The organism is Bacillus sp. FJAT-27225 (assembly GCF_001685025.1).
In the GTDB taxonomy this organism is placed as follows: Bacteria; Bacillota; Bacilli; order Bacillales; family Cytobacillaceae; genus Bacillus_D.
Genome location: NZ_MAYU01000012.1, coordinates 873,691 through 890,487 on the forward strand (window position 1 = coordinate 873,691; position 16,797 = coordinate 890,487).

General features: G+C 44.5%; 16 protein-coding genes and 1 riboswitch. Of the genes, 6 read left to right on the forward strand and 10 right to left on the reverse strand.

All coding sequences use genetic code 11. The annotated features are described in order from the left end of the window. Positions 1-55: 55 nt before the first annotated feature. A complete protein-coding gene (locus tag A8F94_RS11590) occupies positions 56-1,195 on the forward strand; it encodes a SpoIIE family protein phosphatase (RefSeq protein WP_066200021.1) in 1,140 nt (379 codons plus the stop codon). A gap of 165 nt (positions 1,196-1,360) precedes the next feature. On the opposite strand, the gene A8F94_RS11595 is transcribed toward A8F94_RS11590, so the two are convergent. The 4 genes from A8F94_RS11595 to A8F94_RS11610 form a co-directional block, all read right to left on the reverse strand. Continuing rightward, a complete protein-coding gene (locus tag A8F94_RS11595) occupies positions 1,361-2,179 on the reverse strand; it encodes a CheR family methyltransferase (RefSeq protein ID WP_066200024.1) in 819 nt (272 codons plus the stop codon). Positions 2,180-2,312: 133 nt separating this feature from the next. Continuing rightward, positions 2,313-5,087: an ATP-binding protein gene (locus A8F94_RS11600; protein WP_066200027.1), complete on the reverse strand. Its 2,775-nt coding sequence runs from the start codon at positions 5,085-5,087 to the stop codon at positions 2,313-2,315. A gap of 180 nt (positions 5,088-5,267) precedes the next feature. After that, the gene (locus A8F94_RS11605; protein ID WP_066200030.1) at positions 5,268-5,624 is read right to left on the reverse strand and encodes an STAS/SEC14 domain-containing protein; all 357 of its coding nucleotides are present in this window, start codon (positions 5,622-5,624) and stop codon (positions 5,268-5,270) included. An 81-nt stretch (positions 5,625-5,705) separates the two neighbouring features. Beyond that, entirely contained in the window at positions 5,706-6,803 is a 1,098-nt protein-coding gene (locus tag A8F94_RS11610; protein ID WP_066200033.1) for an alpha/beta hydrolase, read from the reverse strand. 113 nt (positions 6,804-6,916) lie between these two features. On the opposite strand from A8F94_RS11610, the gene A8F94_RS11615 reads away from it, so the two are divergent. Then, positions 6,917-7,453: a DUF1697 domain-containing protein gene (locus A8F94_RS11615; protein WP_077247671.1), complete on the forward strand. Its 537-nt coding sequence runs from the start codon at positions 6,917-6,919 to the stop codon at positions 7,451-7,453. Positions 7,454-7,731: 278 nt separating this feature from the next. Here A8F94_RS11615 and A8F94_RS11620 read toward each other — a convergent pair whose 3' ends face one another. Beyond that, entirely contained in the window at positions 7,732-9,558 is a 1,827-nt protein-coding gene (locus A8F94_RS11620) for an APC family permease (RefSeq protein WP_066200036.1), read from the reverse strand. Positions 9,559-9,698: 140 nt separating this feature from the next. Beyond that, a riboswitch (cyclic di-AMP (ydaO/yuaA leader) is annotated at positions 9,699-9,828 on the reverse strand. Between the two features lie 194 nt (positions 9,829-10,022). Here A8F94_RS11620 and A8F94_RS11630 point away from each other — a divergent pair. The 3 genes from A8F94_RS11630 to A8F94_RS11635 all read left to right on the forward strand — a co-directional run bounded on the left by A8F94_RS11630 (position 10,023) and on the right by A8F94_RS11635 (position 11,171). Continuing rightward, complete coding sequence (locus A8F94_RS11630; RefSeq protein WP_066200042.1) at positions 10,023-10,223, forward strand: hypothetical protein; 201 nt, start codon at positions 10,023-10,025, stop codon at positions 10,221-10,223. Continuing rightward, complete coding sequence (locus A8F94_RS26550) at positions 10,224-10,493, forward strand: OsmC family protein (protein ID WP_077247672.1); 270 nt, start codon at positions 10,224-10,226, stop codon at positions 10,491-10,493. Between the two features lie 219 nt (positions 10,494-10,712). Next, positions 10,713-11,171 carry a GyrI-like domain-containing protein gene (locus A8F94_RS11635; protein WP_066200044.1) on the forward strand — a complete coding sequence of 153 codons (459 nt, stop codon included), beginning with the start codon at positions 10,713-10,715 and terminating at the stop codon, positions 11,169-11,171. Positions 11,172-11,280: 109 nt separating this feature from the next. On the opposite strand, the gene A8F94_RS25395 is transcribed toward A8F94_RS11635, so the two are convergent. Both A8F94_RS25395 and A8F94_RS26555 read right to left on the reverse strand, forming a co-directional pair. Then, a complete protein-coding gene (locus tag A8F94_RS25395) occupies positions 11,281-11,532 on the reverse strand; it encodes a hypothetical protein (RefSeq protein WP_139070076.1) in 252 nt (83 codons plus the stop codon). Next, positions 11,490-11,747 (reverse strand): DJ-1/PfpI family protein, encoded by a 258-nt coding sequence (locus A8F94_RS26555; RefSeq protein ID WP_077247673.1) that lies wholly within the window; start codon positions 11,745-11,747, stop codon positions 11,490-11,492. The genes A8F94_RS25395 and A8F94_RS26555 overlap by 43 nt, the downstream gene beginning before the upstream one ends. Positions 11,748-11,888: 141 nt before the next feature. Between A8F94_RS26555 and A8F94_RS26380 the strand changes: the two genes are divergently transcribed. After that, positions 11,889-12,014, forward strand: a complete 126-nt coding sequence (locus A8F94_RS26380) for a hypothetical protein (protein WP_302621310.1) — start codon at positions 11,889-11,891, stop codon at positions 12,012-12,014. Positions 12,015-12,016: 2 nt separating this feature from the next. On the opposite strand, the gene A8F94_RS11645 is transcribed toward A8F94_RS26380, so the two are convergent. From A8F94_RS11645 to A8F94_RS11655, 3 genes are read right to left on the reverse strand one after another with little or no spacing between them, the layout of a single operon-like run. Continuing rightward, complete coding sequence (locus A8F94_RS11645) at positions 12,017-14,290, reverse strand: glycoside hydrolase family 65 protein (RefSeq protein WP_066200046.1); 2,274 nt, start codon at positions 14,288-14,290, stop codon at positions 12,017-12,019. 12 nt (positions 14,291-14,302) lie between these two features. Continuing rightward, positions 14,303-15,136 (reverse strand): carbohydrate ABC transporter permease, encoded by an 834-nt coding sequence (locus A8F94_RS11650; RefSeq protein ID WP_066200049.1) that lies wholly within the window; start codon positions 15,134-15,136, stop codon positions 14,303-14,305. Between the two features lie 12 nt (positions 15,137-15,148). Beyond that, positions 15,149-16,363 (reverse strand): carbohydrate ABC transporter permease, encoded by a 1,215-nt coding sequence (locus A8F94_RS11655; RefSeq protein WP_066200052.1) that lies wholly within the window; start codon positions 16,361-16,363, stop codon positions 15,149-15,151. Between the last annotated feature and the right edge of the window lie 434 nt (positions 16,364-16,797).

The following is a 16,797-nucleotide window of genomic DNA, read 5'->3' on the forward strand; positions in this document are numbered from 1 at the left end:
GGATATACTTAATAAAGAGAGAGAACAGTTTTAAGGAAGGCAAAGGGGTATTGAGATGGCGATTTTGATAGTTGACGATAACCAAGTGAATTTATTTTTAATAGAAAAAATCCTTAAACGGGCGGGTTATACAAATTACCGGTCCTTTTTGTCAGCCCGGAAGATGCTCGAGTATGTACAAATTGACAATCCGCATCCAATTGAACGGCCAGCAGATGTTATTCTCATGGATATCATGATGCCGGAAATGGATGGAATTGAGGCATGCCGGCGCCTCCAGGAGCATCCGCAAACAAGGGATATCCCTGTCATCTTCGTAACCGCGCTGGAGGATTCGAATAAAGTGTCTGAAGCGCTTGATGCTGGTGGAAGTGACTATGTCATGAAGCCAATTAACAAAACCGAACTGCTGGCGCGAATTCGTGTTGCGCTCAGACTGAAATATGAAAAAGACTGGCACAAGGAGCAGGACGAGAAAATCCAGAACGAGCTGCACCTGTCAATGCAGGTACAGAAAAGCCTGTTAAGCGAGCCTGTAGTTGAAGACAACTTGTTGATTAAGGCTTCTTATCAGCCGGCCAATACACTTGCCGGAGATATGTATTATTGGCATAAAATTGATAAAAATCGATATGCGGTCATCTTGCTTGATATGATGGGACACGGTATTTCTGCCTCACTCGTATGCATGTTCATTTCCTCTGTACTCCGTGACTTGATCAGGGCCAATCCCGATCCCGAGCATGTTATTCGTGGGCTGAATCGCTGGATGAGTTCACTGAACAGCCGGAACCAGCAAATCCCGTATTATTTTACGGCTATTTATGGTGTTGTGGACACGGGGGCGAAAACACTTCAATATGTTAATGCCGGCCATCCATCCGGGTTTGCCCTCATTGATGGAACGGAACTGGCAGAACTAAAATCCACTACATTCGCAGTTGGTTTTTTTGATACCATTAATGTTGAAAAACAAGTTTTAACCTATAAGGACTCGGCTCAGCTTCTCCTGTTTACAGATGGAGTTCCGGAAACGGCGGAAAAGCACGGTCTTCCCGGAATGGACTTTATGAGGGAGGTTGCCTCTCAGCACTTGGAAGTCAACGAACAGGAACCTGTTGACTTTTTGCTGTCCAAGGACCTCCAGAAAGTGGCCGATGATGATATTTGCGTCATTGTGATCCAAGCTAGCTAAATGATTTGGTTTACTTTTTACCCTTTCGAACGCATAACTCTTGATTGGAGTTGTGCGTTTTTGTTTTGAACGGCGCCCCGGATCTATTCAGTCAAGAAGGCTCTGCCCCATCTATGTGGTTCTGTTTAGCAAAAAAAAAACGAGCGCCGAAGTCCGGTGCTCGTATTATTTTGCTGAAATCTTCCTATATAGTTTTTCTGTAGCATCGAATTCTTCGAAATTCGTATATGTGTCAGTCCGGATGGCTTCCTTGCTGCCGAGGCCGAGGAAGCCCCCGATGCTGAGACTGCCATCAATCAGATTCAGCACATGCCGCTGGAGATCTTGATTAAAATAAATCAGGACGTTCCGGCATATGATGACATGAAATTCATTGAATGATCCGTCCGTAACCAGGTTATGCTGGGCAAATACAATCCTCTCGCGCAGCTCAGGGATAATCGTGGCGAAATGGCTGTCGGCTGTATAATATTCCGAAAAAGCCTGTATACCACCCGCCTGCAAGTAGTTCTTCGTATACGCCTGCATTTTGGACAGTGGTATAATTCCATTCTCTGCTACAGTCAGGACTTTCTCACTCATATCAGTCGCATAAATCTTTGCCCGTTTCCCAAGCCCCTCCTCTTCAAGCAGAATGGCCATGGAGTATGCTTCCTCACCAGTCGAACAACCAGCGTGCCAGATGCGGATTTGTTCAAGTTGCTTCAAGCGCGGAATGACATTTCTCCTGAATGAGGCAAAAAAACTTGGGTCACGGAACATCTCAGTTACATTAATTGAAAAGTCATCAAGCAGCTTTTTCAAGACCGTCTCGTCCTCAATAATCCGTTCCGTCAAACGGGTAATCCCAGGCAGCTGCTCAAGACGAAGCCGATTCTGTACCCGGCGCATGATAGACGAATTCATATACTGTCGAAAATCGAACCCCGACAGCCTATACACCGCCAGTAGCAGCAATTCCAATTCCAAATCTTCCTTTTGCACCCATATACCTCCTGGGGGTAGGGGTCTGACCCTTACCCCCTACCCGTATGCAAAACAAGTTTGCACCATAAAGTGATTCTCACCGGAATGATTCCCCAATTATTAGGGTTTATTCATTCCTATATTTCAAATTTTAAGCGAGCCAGACTCTCATGGCGGAGAGAAGCTGGTCGATTTTAAGTGGTTTACTGATGTAATCCGATGCTCCGGCTTCGAGGCATTTCTCTTTATCGCCTTTCATGGCCTTTGCCGTCAGTGCGATAATAGGGAGCTCATCAAACCGATCCATCCCGCGGATTTGCCTCATCGTTTCATAGCCGTCCATAACAGGCATCATGATATCCATCAAGACAATGTCAACCTTCTCTGTCGTTCTAAGGACCTCCAGGCATTCCATCCCGTTTTCAGCGGTTATGATGTTCATACCTTCCTTCTGGAGCGCCTTTTCGAGTGCGTAAATATTGCGGTGGTCATCATCCGTAATAACAACCGTTTTGCCTCTTAAGCCATTTGAAGGTTCCTGCATGTTCCCGTCACCTGAAAAAGCAGCCGGATCTCTTTGTTCAGGCATCTCAGCAACGGCTTGGTCCGCCAGAGTAGTCTGTTGTTCAACACCGATCGCGACTTCCTTACTTGCTTCATGAATCGGATTAACCTCTTGGACACCTTCCGGCAGGCTTGGCAGAAGCAACGTGAAAGTACTGCCTTTTCCTTCCTCGCTCTCCACCTTGACCGTCCCGCCCAGCAGCCTGGCAAATTCAGTCGAAATTGACAGGCCAAGTCCAGTACCGCCATATTTCCGCATCGTTGCCCCGTCAACCTGTTGGAATGCTTCAAAAATTTCCTGATGCTTATCCTTTGGTATTCCGATACCGGTGTCACTGACTGAAATCTTCAGCCAAGTATCTGACACAGGGAAATCGGGTTGTTCCTCCGATGGAGCCTGTTCAACTTGAACGACAACCGCTCCCTGTTCAGTAAACTTGAACGCATTTGAAAGAAGGTTTTTGACAATCTGCTGAAGGCGCTGTTCATCGGTATAGAACAGTTCAGGCAGGTTGTCACCTAGCTCAACCATAAAGCCAAGGCCTTTTCGTACCGCATGATGCGAGAATACGTGCTCAATCCTTCCCCCGAAGTCAGAAATATTCACAGCATCAAAAACAACCTCGAGCTTGCCTACCTCAACTTTTGACAGATCAAGTATGTCATTAATTAAATTTAACAAATCCTGACCAGAAGAATGAATGACATTAGCAAAATCTCTCTGTTCCTCTGTTAGATTTGATTCCTCATCCTCGCCGAGCATTTCGGAGAGCAGCAAAATGCTGTTAAGAGGTGTCCGCAATTCATGGGACATATTTGCGAGGAATTCCGATTTGTATTTCGAGCTTTGTTGCAGTTCTTTCGCCTTAATCTCAAGATCTTCCTTGGCAAGCTGCAATTCAGCCGATTTTTGCTCGGCATCCCGCGTGCGTTCCTCAAGCTGCTCGTTGATCATCCGCAGTTCCTCAGCCTGGGTTTGCAGCTCCTCAGACTGAGCCTGAAGCTCCTCAGATTGTGACTGCAGCTCTTCAGCCTGAGCCTGTGATTCAAGCAGAAGGCGCTCCACTTCCATCCTGCCAAGGATATTCATTACAGCAATTCCAAGCGTCTCAAATACCTTTTCGGCAAGCCTTCGCTGTGCATGTGTAAATGGCTTCAAGGAAGCTAGTTCAACAACAGCTACCGTTTCATCCTTGACCATGACCGGGGCAATCAAGATACTCTTCGGCCTCATTGAACCTAGCCCAGTGGAAATGGCTGTATAATCCTCCGGAACATCTTCCATATAAATCATTTCTTTTACTGCGGCACTCTGCCCAGCCAGCCCTTCCCGCAAGGATATTTCCTCCCGGCCTGCCGAACCCCCGCCATCAGCATATGATGCGATTTTCTTTAACGATTTGTTTTCCATCAAATAGAAAGCACCAAGGCTAGCTCCGACAGCAGGTGTCAATTTTTCCATCAACTGCATTGCGAGAGATTCAACTTCTGTACTTCTTGTATAAAGATTGACAAGTTCAGCCGATTGGGTCTGGACCCAATTCTGCTCGGAGATTTCCTCTGTAAATTCTCTTTCCTTCTTATAAAATGTCTCCAGTGAAGCAGCCATCGAGTTAAAGGAAGAAGCAATTTTACCGATTTCGTCATGAGATTCCACTGTAAGCCTTGGAATCCTCTCCAAGTTGTTGTAATCCACATTCTGGATCCCTTCAGTTACCGCCTCCAAGCTTCGGCTCGTGCTGCGGATGACCCACAATGTGACACCAGCAATCAAAATCGTTGCGGCTACAACTGAAGCAATCAGTGACAGGAATAGCTGATCATACGCTGCATCCGCTGTCTCAAACGCCTCGTTCATCAGGCCTTCCTGATATGTCTTGAATTCATTAACCTTATCTAGCAGAAGATTTTTATCATCTGTCGCACTATAATAAATTTGCTGCATTTCATCCTCTGTTGCACCTGATTCCAGGGCAGCCAGCAAACGCTGCTCCATGTTCAAATAATTAGTATACGCTGTATCAATTTCCCCCAAAAGCGTTTTTGACCTTTGCATATTCAACGTATCTTCAAGCTCAAGGATTGATGTCCTAATGAATTCCTGATTTTCCCGGAGCATCGGAACGACTGATGCACTGTCTGAAAGCGAACTGTCAAGAATAATATTGACCAGCTCACGGTCCGTCAAAAGAACATTCTGCCTGATATCCATTGCGGCATTCACTTTCGTGTACCGATCCTCAACGATTTCCAGCATATTTTCTCTCATTTTTCCTGTATTAAATAAAATGACAAATAAAAGCACAACTAAAAAGAAGACTGTTAATCCCAGTCCCAACATTTGCTTTTTCTTAAAAGTCACAGCTATACCCACTTTCCTTTGGAATCTAGCATTCTCCCTTGTAGTTACTACTATATCAATAGTGATATGTTTTATCGAGAAATAAAGCAGGGTTTATATACTTTTTTTACTGGAAAAAGGCTGGCTGCATCAAGCGCAGCCAGCCTTCTAGGTTATTGAGTATTATGTTGCATATCCAGCTTACTGCCTCAACCATGCCCAGGCCGCCTCTTCTGCACCTTTGTCAAAGTGCCTCGCTTCAAGGCCGGGCAAGAATTTACCCAATTCTGTCACGGCTTCAAGCCACTTTAGGTCAGTAACAACGGCAAATTTACTGAACTGTCCCCAGCGCTTTGCATCGAACTTCATTCCATAGGCCATCCCCATTAGCGTTGTCCCATCCACATCGTGCATTATTGCAAATATATTAAACTTTTGGTTTTCACCAAATCTTTCCTTCACAACTTGATCCAGTTTCTCGGCATCCTCCTTTGTCGCCGTTCCGCTGAATTCAACCGCAATCGTTGACTCATCCCTGCTCGGAATAAACGTTAGCATAGTTGGAGGCCTCCTTGTTAAAGTTATCCCTCCTTCGATTCCCCGGATATCCTCCTCCGAAACTAGTGCTATCATAGAACGTTATTGAGCAGCGGAAATTTCCTTCAGTTTAGCAACCAAAATATTAAAGTCTTCTTCATTCGGATAATGCGCCGACTGCTCAAGAGTTGTAAATCCCTTTCCTTTTGGTGCTTCAAGATTGTCAAAATACTCTTTAGTAAGCTCATAGTTTGTAAGGCCATCATGCTTGCCTTGAATTAGGTAGACAGGAACTTCGAACCTCGGCACATCTTTAATCAAATTGACCTGATTGATTTCTGCCTGCAGGTTTTTTGCTTCAAGGAGGCTGAATGTCGCCCCTGACGCCATTGATTTATATATATCCGATAAGGAATAGTCCGGAGAAATGAAAGCGGATTTGATCAGGCCAAAAATACTCGCCTTTTTGACATTTTCGTCCTCGTAGTTATCTCCTCCATACCTTGAAAGGTACTTTGACCAAATTTCGTCCGCATTCCCTGTATACGGCGGTTCCCCGAGAGATTCGAGGTCATTTAGCATCTGTTCATCCTTTTCTTGTTGTGCAATTCCTTTCAGGAACTCTGTTGAGCGGCGCTGGGTTTCCTGCAAATCAACAAATTGCGAAATGCCAATATAAGCCCCTACCTTTTCTGGGTGAAGGCTGCTATATTTTGTACCAATGATTGACCCCCAGGATATGCCTGCAATCATGATTTTTTCCGCCTCAAAGCGAGTCCTTAAATAGTCAACGACTACATCCGTGTCGTCCAAAAACTGATTGATATTCATTGTTTCCATCGGGATATCCTTAAAATAGCTCTTGCCTGAACCCCTCTGGTCATAATAAACTGCCACATAATCCTCGGTTAGTTCAGGATATTTCCCTCTTGCACTAACCCCAAAAGGGAACGGCTGGCCAGGCCCTCCGTGCAAAAACAATAGGACTGGTTTGGACGTGTCTTTCCCTTCAATTAGGAGGTATTGCTTCGTTCCATTCACATCAAGCTCAACCAGCTCACTAACCCCACCGTCTGAAGCCAGTTTGCCCGCATTCTTTTTAATGATAAATTGATTCACTTCCCTCAAGCCTAAAAGAAGCAGAATGATGATAATTAATCCAAACCCAATGAACTTTATCCCCTTTTTCACCCTTTTCATTTCCTATACCTCAATCCTTTATCATGACTTTTTACCTATAAAAATATTACCATTTATTTCTGTTTATGTGATATTTTTGGTAATATGAAAAATAAAAATAGGAGTGGTCGGAATTGACATATATTGCTTTGTTACGCGGCATCAATGCGAGTGGCCATAATATTATCAAAATGGCCGAACTGAGGGCTTTATTTGAAGATCTGGGATTTGAAAAAGTAAAAACATATATTCAAAGCGGCAATGTGTTATTTTTTGTAGAGGACGATGCTGCGGAGCTTGCTTTACAAATTGAAAAAGCTATTTCGGTAAGGTTCGGCCTAGAAGTCCCAGTCGTCATCCGGACAGCCGAGGAGCTAGTTTCCGTCATTGCCAATTGTCCCTACCCGCCGGAAACCCTAGCTGAAGGGGAGCTGGTTCATGTTGTCTTCCTATCGGATATTCCTTCTTTGGAAGCAGTAAACCGCCTTGAGAGATACTGTTCGGAAAACGAGGAATTTGTGCTAATGGGGAAGAACATCTACTTACTGCTGCGGAAAAACTTTCATACTTCCAAGCTGGCAACACAAGTCATGAAACTCGGCGTCCATGCGACACTGCGGAACTGGCGGACAACGGTTAAGCTTGCCGAACTGGCTAAGACGCTCTACTAATAATTTAAAAAGAAAAAAGGCTTGGGTAATCAAGGACAAAACGGCGTCATGAAAATGTGGAAATGTCCTTGAGCAGTGCGTCCAGATATATTTTGACACTGCCAGAAAGGCCAAATATCCTTGATCACGGCCCCCAAGTTCAACTCTCTCATATATCGTTTGTGTAATTGCCCATAACAGCGCTAAACGGATCATCTCCAAACAACGGATCCCTTTTGAAAAACTAAGAACGGTCCCTCTTCAAAGGGACCGCTGCGCAAAGGAGAACCGTCCCTCCTTTATTTTTTGAGGTGATAGGGGACGGTGGTGATGATGATGTCTCGCTTGTATAGGAGGTAGGCACGGATCAATAGGCTGGATTGGTTGTGTAAAATGTTGTGCCAGCCCTTTTTTGGTATAAATTGCGGGATGATGACTGTTACTTTGTAGTTGGATTCCGCCGCCTTGTGTTCGATGATATCAACAAATTTGGTAAGCGGCTGGATGATGCTCCGGTACGGCGAGTACAGCGTGACCATACGTACATCCGGCTGCCATTGTTTCCATTTCTCTTCGAAGCGCTTCTGCTCCTCCTTATCGAAGGAAACATAGACTGCGATTAGCTTATCCGCTTTTAGTGATTTTGCATAATTCAGGGAGTTCTCTACCACATGCGTGATTCCAGCTACCGGAATAATGATGACATTCCCGGCAACCTCCATCGCAGGCTCGGATGAAGCCACTCTTAATTGATCGGCAACTTCGTAATAGTGTTTATGAATCCGGCGGAACACAAAGATGATCAGCGGCAGGAACACAAGCACAGACCATACCTGGGCAAACTTTGTCAAAAAGAACATGACTGTAACAAGTAAGGAAATAACCGCTCCAGTCGCGTTAACTGCAAGCTTCACCTTCCAGCCGGCTGGTTTTTCCCGGAGCCACTTCAAAATCATTCCGGTCTGTGAGAGCGTGAACGGAATGAACACCCCGACCGCGTAAAGTGGAATCAGATTTTCCGTATGTCCTCTGAACACAACAATCAACAAAATCGATGCAAGCCCAAGGAAAATGATCCCGTTTGAATAACCAAGCCGGTCCCCGCGAATCGTGAACATCCTTGGAATGAATTTATCTTTTGCAAGATTGACCGCCAGCAAAGGGAATGCAGAATATCCAGTGTTTGCAGCCAAAATCAAGATTAGTGCAGTTGTGAACTGGATGAAGAAATACAACCAGTATCGGCCAAATACAGAGGAAGCAATTTGCGAAACAACTGTCTCCTCCGCTTTAGGATTAATTCCGTAAAAATAGCCGAGCAGGACAATCCCGGTAAACAAAATTGCCAGTAAAGTTCCCATAGCTGCCAGCGTTTTTGCCGCATTTCTCGGTGCCGGGTCCTTAAAGGTTGGGATTGCGTTTGAAATGGCTTCGATCCCAGTCAGCGCCGAGCTTCCAGAAGCGAATGCACGAAGCAGCAGGAACAGCGAAATGCCGGCAACCGGTGTTCCAATTGGTGCACTCAGCTCCGGCGGGACCTGCCCGGTTGCAACTTTGAAAATTCCAGCACCAATCAGGATGAACAGTGCCATCACAAATAAATAAACCGGGTAGGCAAGTACAGATGCCGATTCAGTTAAGCCTCTAAGGTTCAGGATTGTGATAACGATAACAAATACAATCGCAATTCCGACATTATGTTTATGCAAGGCCGGGAATGCCGAAGTAATCGCATCTGTACCCGCAGATACGCTAACCGACACCGTTAAAATGTAGTCGACCAGCAGCGAGCCTCCCGCAATCAGCCCGTAGTTGGTCCCCAAATTTTCCCTAGAGACAATATAAGCGCCTCCGCCATGCGGATAGGCATAGATAATTTGCCGATACGAAAGGATAAGTGCAAGAAGCAGCACCAGGACGCCGAGCGCTATGGGCAGCGAATACCAAAATGCCGCGGCACCAATCGTTACAAGGACGAGCAGAATTTGTTCCGGGCCGTACGCGACTGACGACATTGCATCGGAAGAAAGGATCGCAAGTGCCTTCCTCTTACTTAGCCTCTGCTCCCCAAGCTCAATTGATTTCAAAGGCCGACCAATCAAAAACCGCTTAATAGGTGATTTCACCGCTGGTCATCTCCACTAATGAATTTGTTTCAAGAAGAGATTTGCCTTTTGCCTTTTTCCGCAATAAAGGATAAAAAAATGCCCGCAAGCCACAAGAAATAGACTTGCGGACATGTTGGAATCAGTCCGGCAAGCTTCATCTTCCTTACCAGTAACGCTTACGAGGTTAGCTGCCGGATTCGGGCGCATGAGTTGCCCTACCTTTAAAAAGGATTCACCCCAAATTACGAGTGGGTCCCCCGCACCAAATGGTTTCAGCGATTCAGGAATTTGAAACTGCACTTACTATACTCCCGCCAACCACTCCTGTAAAGATGCTAAATTGTGAACTTTTTTATGGGAAAAATGGGCCTACGCTCCTAGCGGCACTCTCCATTCTGCACGCCAAAATCCTGCACAAAGCAACCTAAGGAACTTTTTGGTATCATGAACATACGACTTACCAAATGATAGGAGGCCTACTAATGGGTGAACCAATTGAGTTAACGAGGATTAAAATTAATCAGGTTAGTGTTCAGGATAAGGTTAAGGAAGCGTACATCGGCGATTTCGCTGAGCCTATCCGGTTTGGAGTCCATAGCGGCGTAAAGAAGTTTTACGGGGCAACACCCGAAACAGAATATCCGTCAACCCTTGATCATATTGTTGCCGCGGCTGGCGGCTGACTGGTCGGGACCTTATCTGGCGCGCTGGAGGCGCGTAAAATTCCCGCAGTACCCGACAAAGTCAGTGCCGACGTGACAGGAACGATTAAAAATGTCGACGGCATTCTGAAAATCACCAAAATCAGTGTTCACTACCACCTAAAAATACCAGCCGGCACACGTTCGGCTGCCGAGCGTGCGTTATCGGTCTTTGAGCGCGCCTGCCCCGTTTCCCAGACGCTTGAGGCCGCGATCAGGTTCGAGCACACACATACAATTGAAGAATATTAAGTGAGTGAGAAAAACTACGGGGTTCCCAATTTTCAAAACTAACTGTAACTAACTGGCAGTCCAATCCACATTTGGTTGGACTGTTTCTTTTTGTGTTGACTCGGAATTCCAATTACTTTTATTACGTATCTGTAATGAAAAAGAGCAAGAAATGATAAGCCAACTCTCTAAGTGTTCTACTATACTGGACTATATCAAGTGGGGATTGAGGGGAATTTTATGCTATTCAAAGAAGCTATTAAAGGTTCGTTTGTAATTGTAGGTTATAGTGCAGCCGGAAAGTGGAATGATGGGATTGTTTATCCAATTCCACAATTATGGGCCTTGGGTAGTAAATTTACCGAAAACAATGTGGACCAGATAGTCGGGGTATGCCTGCCGCCAAGAAGTGATCACTACTTTTATACATGTGGAATCGAAATTGAATCCGTTGACTACTTCAAAATTGGGAAAGGAATGACTCTACATACCTTCCCTGAACAAAAATATGTTGTATTTACACATATCGGCCCCTCCAATAACATCCCAAATACTTACGGGGAATTGTGGAGAATTTTCGATGAGGAAGGGTACACCATAAAAGAGGGAATGCCTGAAATTGAAATTGTAAAGACTGCTATGGTTGGTAAAGAAGAAAGCCATGAATATGAAATGGAAATTTGGATACCTGTTCAATGAAAATAGAATAGGATAATGTCATACCCTATTCCTTCGTATTTAAATTAGAATATAGACCAAAATGTAAACTATTGCCAAAAAACATTGAGCCCACTAGTGACCAGGCTTTTTACGTCTCCATGAGGTTATTCCTTTTTCCTTTATAAAAATCTATTGACTCTGGGGCGACTTCTCCAATCATTTGATTCAATTGAATAACAAAATCCACATAAGCGTGGCCCTGTGCCGTGAGAATATTGTTATAAAGAACAAATGGTTTGTAACAATAATGCTCTTCATCAAAACAACCTAAAAAGTCTCTTTGTTCCTTTGATAAGGTTACGGTATACGGAACATCGTGCAGGACGTCAGCCTTGGCCAACACAAATACGCCACTGCAATGGCTGCAGCTATCTTGCCTTCGCCAACAAAATTTTTAACCCAGCTAAATAACTCCTCTTTCTGTGCGATTGGCTTTAAATCACCACCAGGGATTATCAAAACATCATAATCATCATTTGAAACTTCTCTTATTGTTAGGTCAGGAACTACCGTCAATCCTGCCTCTGATATACACGGGGTATTTTCTATCGAGATAGTACATAACTATATGTTATGAAACTCCCCTAAATTTCAACATACACGGCCAGTAACCCTTCCTAATTCTCCTGAAAATTTTTAAGTCTCATATTTTTTCTGAGTTCGAATAATAATCCAATGAGTGTAGGGGGTAGGATTGTGACTAAAAAGAATGCCTTATTATTTGTATATGAAGGATTTTGTGAATTTGAAATTGCGACGGCTATCTCTATGCTAGAAACAGTCCAATTTAATAAAAACTGGACTGCTTTTCCGTTTAAATAAGATTACCTTTTTACAATAGTGCTTTCTCCTTGAACCAGAACATATGGTTTTTCGGAAAGTTTTATTTCAATATCCCCGCCTGAAACAAGCTCAACTTTTGTATTCTCTTTCGTAATCGATATGAGAAGCTTCCTTCCCCGATAGCGGAGCGGGAAGGAATAGCTTTTCCACTGTTCCGGAAGCACAGGGTTCAGGGAGAGCCCGTCTTCCTTGATTCTTAACCCGGCAAACCCAAAGATGATCGCCATCCATGTGCCGCCCATATTGGCCATATGGAGCCCGTCCTTTGTATTTCCGTGTGTGTTGTCCAAATCAAGGCGCGCTGTTTCGATAAAGTAATCATACGCCTTCTCCTTATAGCCATGCTTGGCAGCCATTATACTGAACACACAGGAAGAAAGAGAGGAGTCGTGTGTCGTAATGGTTTCATAGTAATCATACGAATTTTTCATCGTTTCAGAATCCTGTTCGTCCTCGAGCAAGAAATGGGCAAGAATCGTATCCGCCTGCTTGCATACTTGGTACCGGTACAATGTCAACGGATGATAATTCAGCAATAGTGGAAATTTCTCTTTTGGTGTAGCCTGCAGATCCCACTTCTGTTTATTCAAAAATGAATCATCCTGGGGATTTATGTTCAGCTCCGGGTCGTAAGGAAGATACATTTGCTCCGCAGCCGTCTTCCATTCTTCCACTTCTTCCATTTCAATCCCAAGAGACTTATTCCACACCTCAACAAGGCCAGGCTCTTCTTTACTTAAAAGTTTAAACGTGTTGAATGCCCATTTTAGATTATGCTTTGCTATCACATTTGTATAGTAGTTATTGTTGACGACACATGTATACTCGTCCGGTCCGGTTACGGCATCAATCCTGAACTGGCCATCCTTGAAGTGGCCGGCTTCAACCCATATTCTTGCCGTCTCAAACAGAACCTCGGCGCCATACTCTTTTAAAAATTCAATGTCCCCGGTGATGAGATAATATTGGATAAAGCTGTAGGCGATGTCTGCACTAATATGGTATTGCGCCGAGCCGGAAGGGAAATAGGACGAGCATTCCGAACCCGAAATCGTCCGCCAAGGATAAAGAGCGCCTTTTTTATGGCCCATGATTTTTGCATGCTCCCGCGCTCCGTCCAAAATCGAATATCGATACAATAGCAGCTGCTTTGCAATATCAGGGTTGGACAGCAAGAAAACAGGAATCATGTAAATCTCTGTATCCCAGAAATAATGGCCCTCATACCCTTCTCCGGAAAGACCCTTGGCCGCTATATTGGAAACCCTGTCCTGCCCTGCAGATTGCAGGAGGTGGAATAAGTTAAAACGAATCCCTTCCTGAAGTCCCTGGTCTCCCTCGATTTGAATGTCTGTATCCGACCAGAACTCTTTAAGGAAGTCTATCTGCTCGCGGAGCGCCTCCTCAAAATCGACAGCTTCCAGCTGTGAAGCAAGCTCAGAAACCTTTTCCCGTATTTCCTCACCATGCCTGAGTGTATCAACATAGATGTTCTTTTTCTCAAAAACGATCGGTTCAGTTAATACGCCACTAAACGAGGACTCTACACTTCCCCCGTTCACTTGGCCTTCACAGGCTGACTCTTGGTTAATAGAATGAACCGTCCCACAGGAGGCTTTCAGCTTGGACTCCAGTGCTTCCACTTCAACATATGAAATGCCATCTTGCTGATAGGCCTCATTTAGCTTCAGGCGTTTCGCATGCCCCGATGAAACCCGCGGGTCATTTTTATCAGTAAAATTGGAAACATCTCCATTAACCGTCGAAACAATGGTGATCTCGCCATGATAGTTGACAGGTTCAATCACAATCTTTTGGATAAAAAGCTCTTTATGCTTAAAAGATGCTAGCCGCAGGAAGTTGATTCTCACTTCTTTCCCGCCTGGCGAGCGCCAATGCACACTTCTTTCTGCATACCCTTTATCCAAATGAAGCGTCCGGCTATACGAAATGGCCGACCCTTCAAATAATGAGAAGCTTTCGTCACCAAGCTTTATACGGATGGTCTGTGCATCAATAACATTTAACAATTTCTGCTGCGTTTCCGGAAATCCGTACAGCTTCTCCCCATACTCAATCGGCACAATATCATGAAACGCATTGATATAGGTGCCGCGAATTGATGTAAATTGTGGAGGGAGACCCTCCTCAAAATTCCCGCGTACCCCGAGGTAACCATTCCCCGTGAAAAATAAGCTTTCTTCATTTAAAAGCTGGTTTTCCTGCAGCGAATACGAGTTGATTTTCCAGGACATTTAAACGCACCTCTATTCTTTCACTCCGCCACTTGTCAGTCCTGACACAATTTGTTTTTGGAAAAAAAGGACAATGATAAGTGTTGGGATCGTAACGATGACAGTTGCAGCCGACACTTCACCCCAAAGGATTTCGAACTGAGTCCGTAGGAATGAAATGGCAACCGGAACCGTGTGGTATTCTGAATTCGTGTTTAACGTGATTGACAGCAAAAATTCATTCCATGCAGCGATGAACGTAATAATTGCAACGGTAAATACACCGGGGGCCGCCAGCGGAAAAATGACTTTATAAAGCGTCTGAAAGGTAGTCGCGCCGTCAATTTTTGCTGATTCCTCCAAGGCGAGCGGAATCTGGTTAAAATGGGTCACCAGAATCCAGACAGCCATCGGAAGGGTAATCGTCGAATAAGGCAAAACAATAGCATACGAGTTTAGAAGCCCCAAATCCAAAAATAGATTATAAACCGGACCCGTCATAATCATTTGCGGGAACATCGAAACCGCAAGAATCAAGCCGAGCAAAATATTTTTTCCTTTAAAATGAAAGCGTGAAATCGCATAGGCAGAAAACGTAGCGACCACAACGACATACAGGGTCGTTACTGTAGCAACAATGAAACTATTCTTTATAGAGTTTAGTATTCCCTTTTCAAACAGGATCTGAACATAGTTTTTCAGAGTTGGATTTTCCGGGATAACATTAAAGGCACCGGTCCCGAAAATTTCCCCGGATGTTTTAAAGGAGGTGATGAATACCCAGAAAAACGGGAATACCATCGCAAATAAATACAATACGACGAATACTCCAAGCGTGAGCCATAATTTCCGTTTTGAAGATTGCATTCTTTCCCCTCCTTAATTTTTCTCCATTAAATTCGTACCGAGGAACCGGACAAACAGGATGGCGATAATCGCAACACATACAAACATAAGCATGACAATGATCGAGCCATAGCCGAAGTTGGTTTGGCCAAACATGACTTTATAAGCATAGATTGATAGGGTCTCCGTATCTCCGCCCGGTCCCCCACCTGTCAAGACATAGATCAGGTCAAAGACTCGGAACGCATCCAGCGTCCTGAAAAGCAGCGCAACCAGGATCGATGGTTTTAACAGCGGCAGTGTAATTCGGAAAAACGACTGGATTTTCCCTGCACCATCAATTTCCCCGGCCTCATACAAGGATTTCGGTATGTTTTGCAGTCCCGCCAGTAGGAGTAGCGCCATATACGGCGTCGTTTTCCAGACATCCGCAAAGATACTGGAAGCCATTGCGCCAGGGCCGCTCAGCAGCAAATCCTGGGACTGCTCAATCAAGCCAATATTTTCAAAAACATGGGCAACAATCCCGCTGCTCCCGTTGTATAAATAGCTCCACATCAACGCTGCTACTGCGGTCGGGATCGCCCAGGGAATAAGAGAAGTGGTCCTGACCAGCCCTTGTCCAGCCATTGCTTTATTTAGTATAAGTGCAAGCCCAATCCCAAGAATAAGTTCGATAAACACCGATACGGCTGTAAAAAGGGTTGTATTCCAAAGCGCCTTGCCGACACGGTCATCCGTAAATACCTTCGCATATCCCTTCAGCCCAATAAAATTGGACGGGATGATGCTATTCTGAATGTCTCCAACAAGGGCTGGCAGGTCGTCTTTATGAATGAGTGTATACTTCCCATTCAGGCTGTCGACGAGTTCCTTAGTATCCTTGTGAAGGGCAGAGATTTCGTCCTTCTGAGCCTCGCTAATTTTTATAACACCTTTATCACTTTCAAACTGCTTGCCAGTTTCAGCAAGCCGCTCCTTTATTCCTTGAATCTCCTGCTGGTCTCCTGCATCCGCTACATTTGGCAAATCTTCATCAAGGAACATCGACACATACAGCGAGGTTTCTTTGTACAGGTCGACATTGAACCGTTCATTCAAATAAAGGCCGGCCTTTTGCTGGTCATTCAGCCGATAATCAAAAAACGTATACGTTAGAGATTGGAACACCGGCCATAATGAGAAGATCGCTATAAAAATGATAGTCGGTACAATAAACAGCCATTCTTTAAAACCCATTTTCCACAATTGAATCACCCTTTCATGGGCTGTATAAAAAGCGAAAGCGGCTCTACGACAGGGGAAACTTCCCTCGAGGCAGGACTCCCTTATCATCGGGAGCTTCGCTTTTGATCGCTGAATACTGCATTGAACGTTATTTAGTAACAATTAACTATTTTCGGAAGTTTAATTAGTAATAAAGTGTGGTTCGATAAAGTAGTCATTTATAGTACTACTCAGAGTACTACTAGTTTTTTCGTCAAAATGACTAGTGAGTCTCTGAGTACTGCTAGTGAGAAGTAACTATTCTTGAAGCTTGATTAGTAATAAAGTGTAGTCCAGACAGGTAGTCATTTGTAGTACTACTCAGAGTACTACTAGTTTTCCTGCAACGTTGCCTAGTGAATCTCTGAGTACTCCTAGTGAAAAGTGGCTATTCCTAAAGCCCAAGTAGTAATAAA

What these genes read in the sequence shown, in the direction of transcription:
- A8F94_RS11590 (WP_066200021.1), top strand. Translation starts at nt 56, where the DNA reads ATGGCGATTTTGATAGTTGACGATAACCAAGTGAATTTATTTTTAATA.
- A8F94_RS11605 (WP_066200030.1), bottom strand. Translation starts at nt 5,624, where the DNA reads ATGCTAACGTTTATTCCGAGCAGGGATGAGTCAACGATTGCGGTTGAA.
- A8F94_RS11610 (WP_066200033.1), bottom strand. Translation starts at nt 6,803, where the DNA reads ATGAAAAGGGTGAAAAAGGGGATAAAGTTCATTGGGTTTGGATTAATT.
- A8F94_RS11630 (WP_066200042.1), top strand. Translation starts at nt 10,023, where the DNA reads ATGGGTGAACCAATTGAGTTAACGAGGATTAAAATTAATCAGGTTAGT.
- A8F94_RS11635 (WP_066200044.1), top strand. Translation starts at nt 10,713, where the DNA reads ATGCTATTCAAAGAAGCTATTAAAGGTTCGTTTGTAATTGTAGGTTAT.
- A8F94_RS11645 (WP_066200046.1), bottom strand. Translation starts at nt 14,290, where the DNA reads ATGTCCTGGAAAATCAACTCGTATTCGCTGCAGGAAAACCAGCTTTTA.
- A8F94_RS11650 (WP_066200049.1), bottom strand. Translation starts at nt 15,136, where the DNA reads ATGCAATCTTCAAAACGGAAATTATGGCTCACGCTTGGAGTATTCGTC.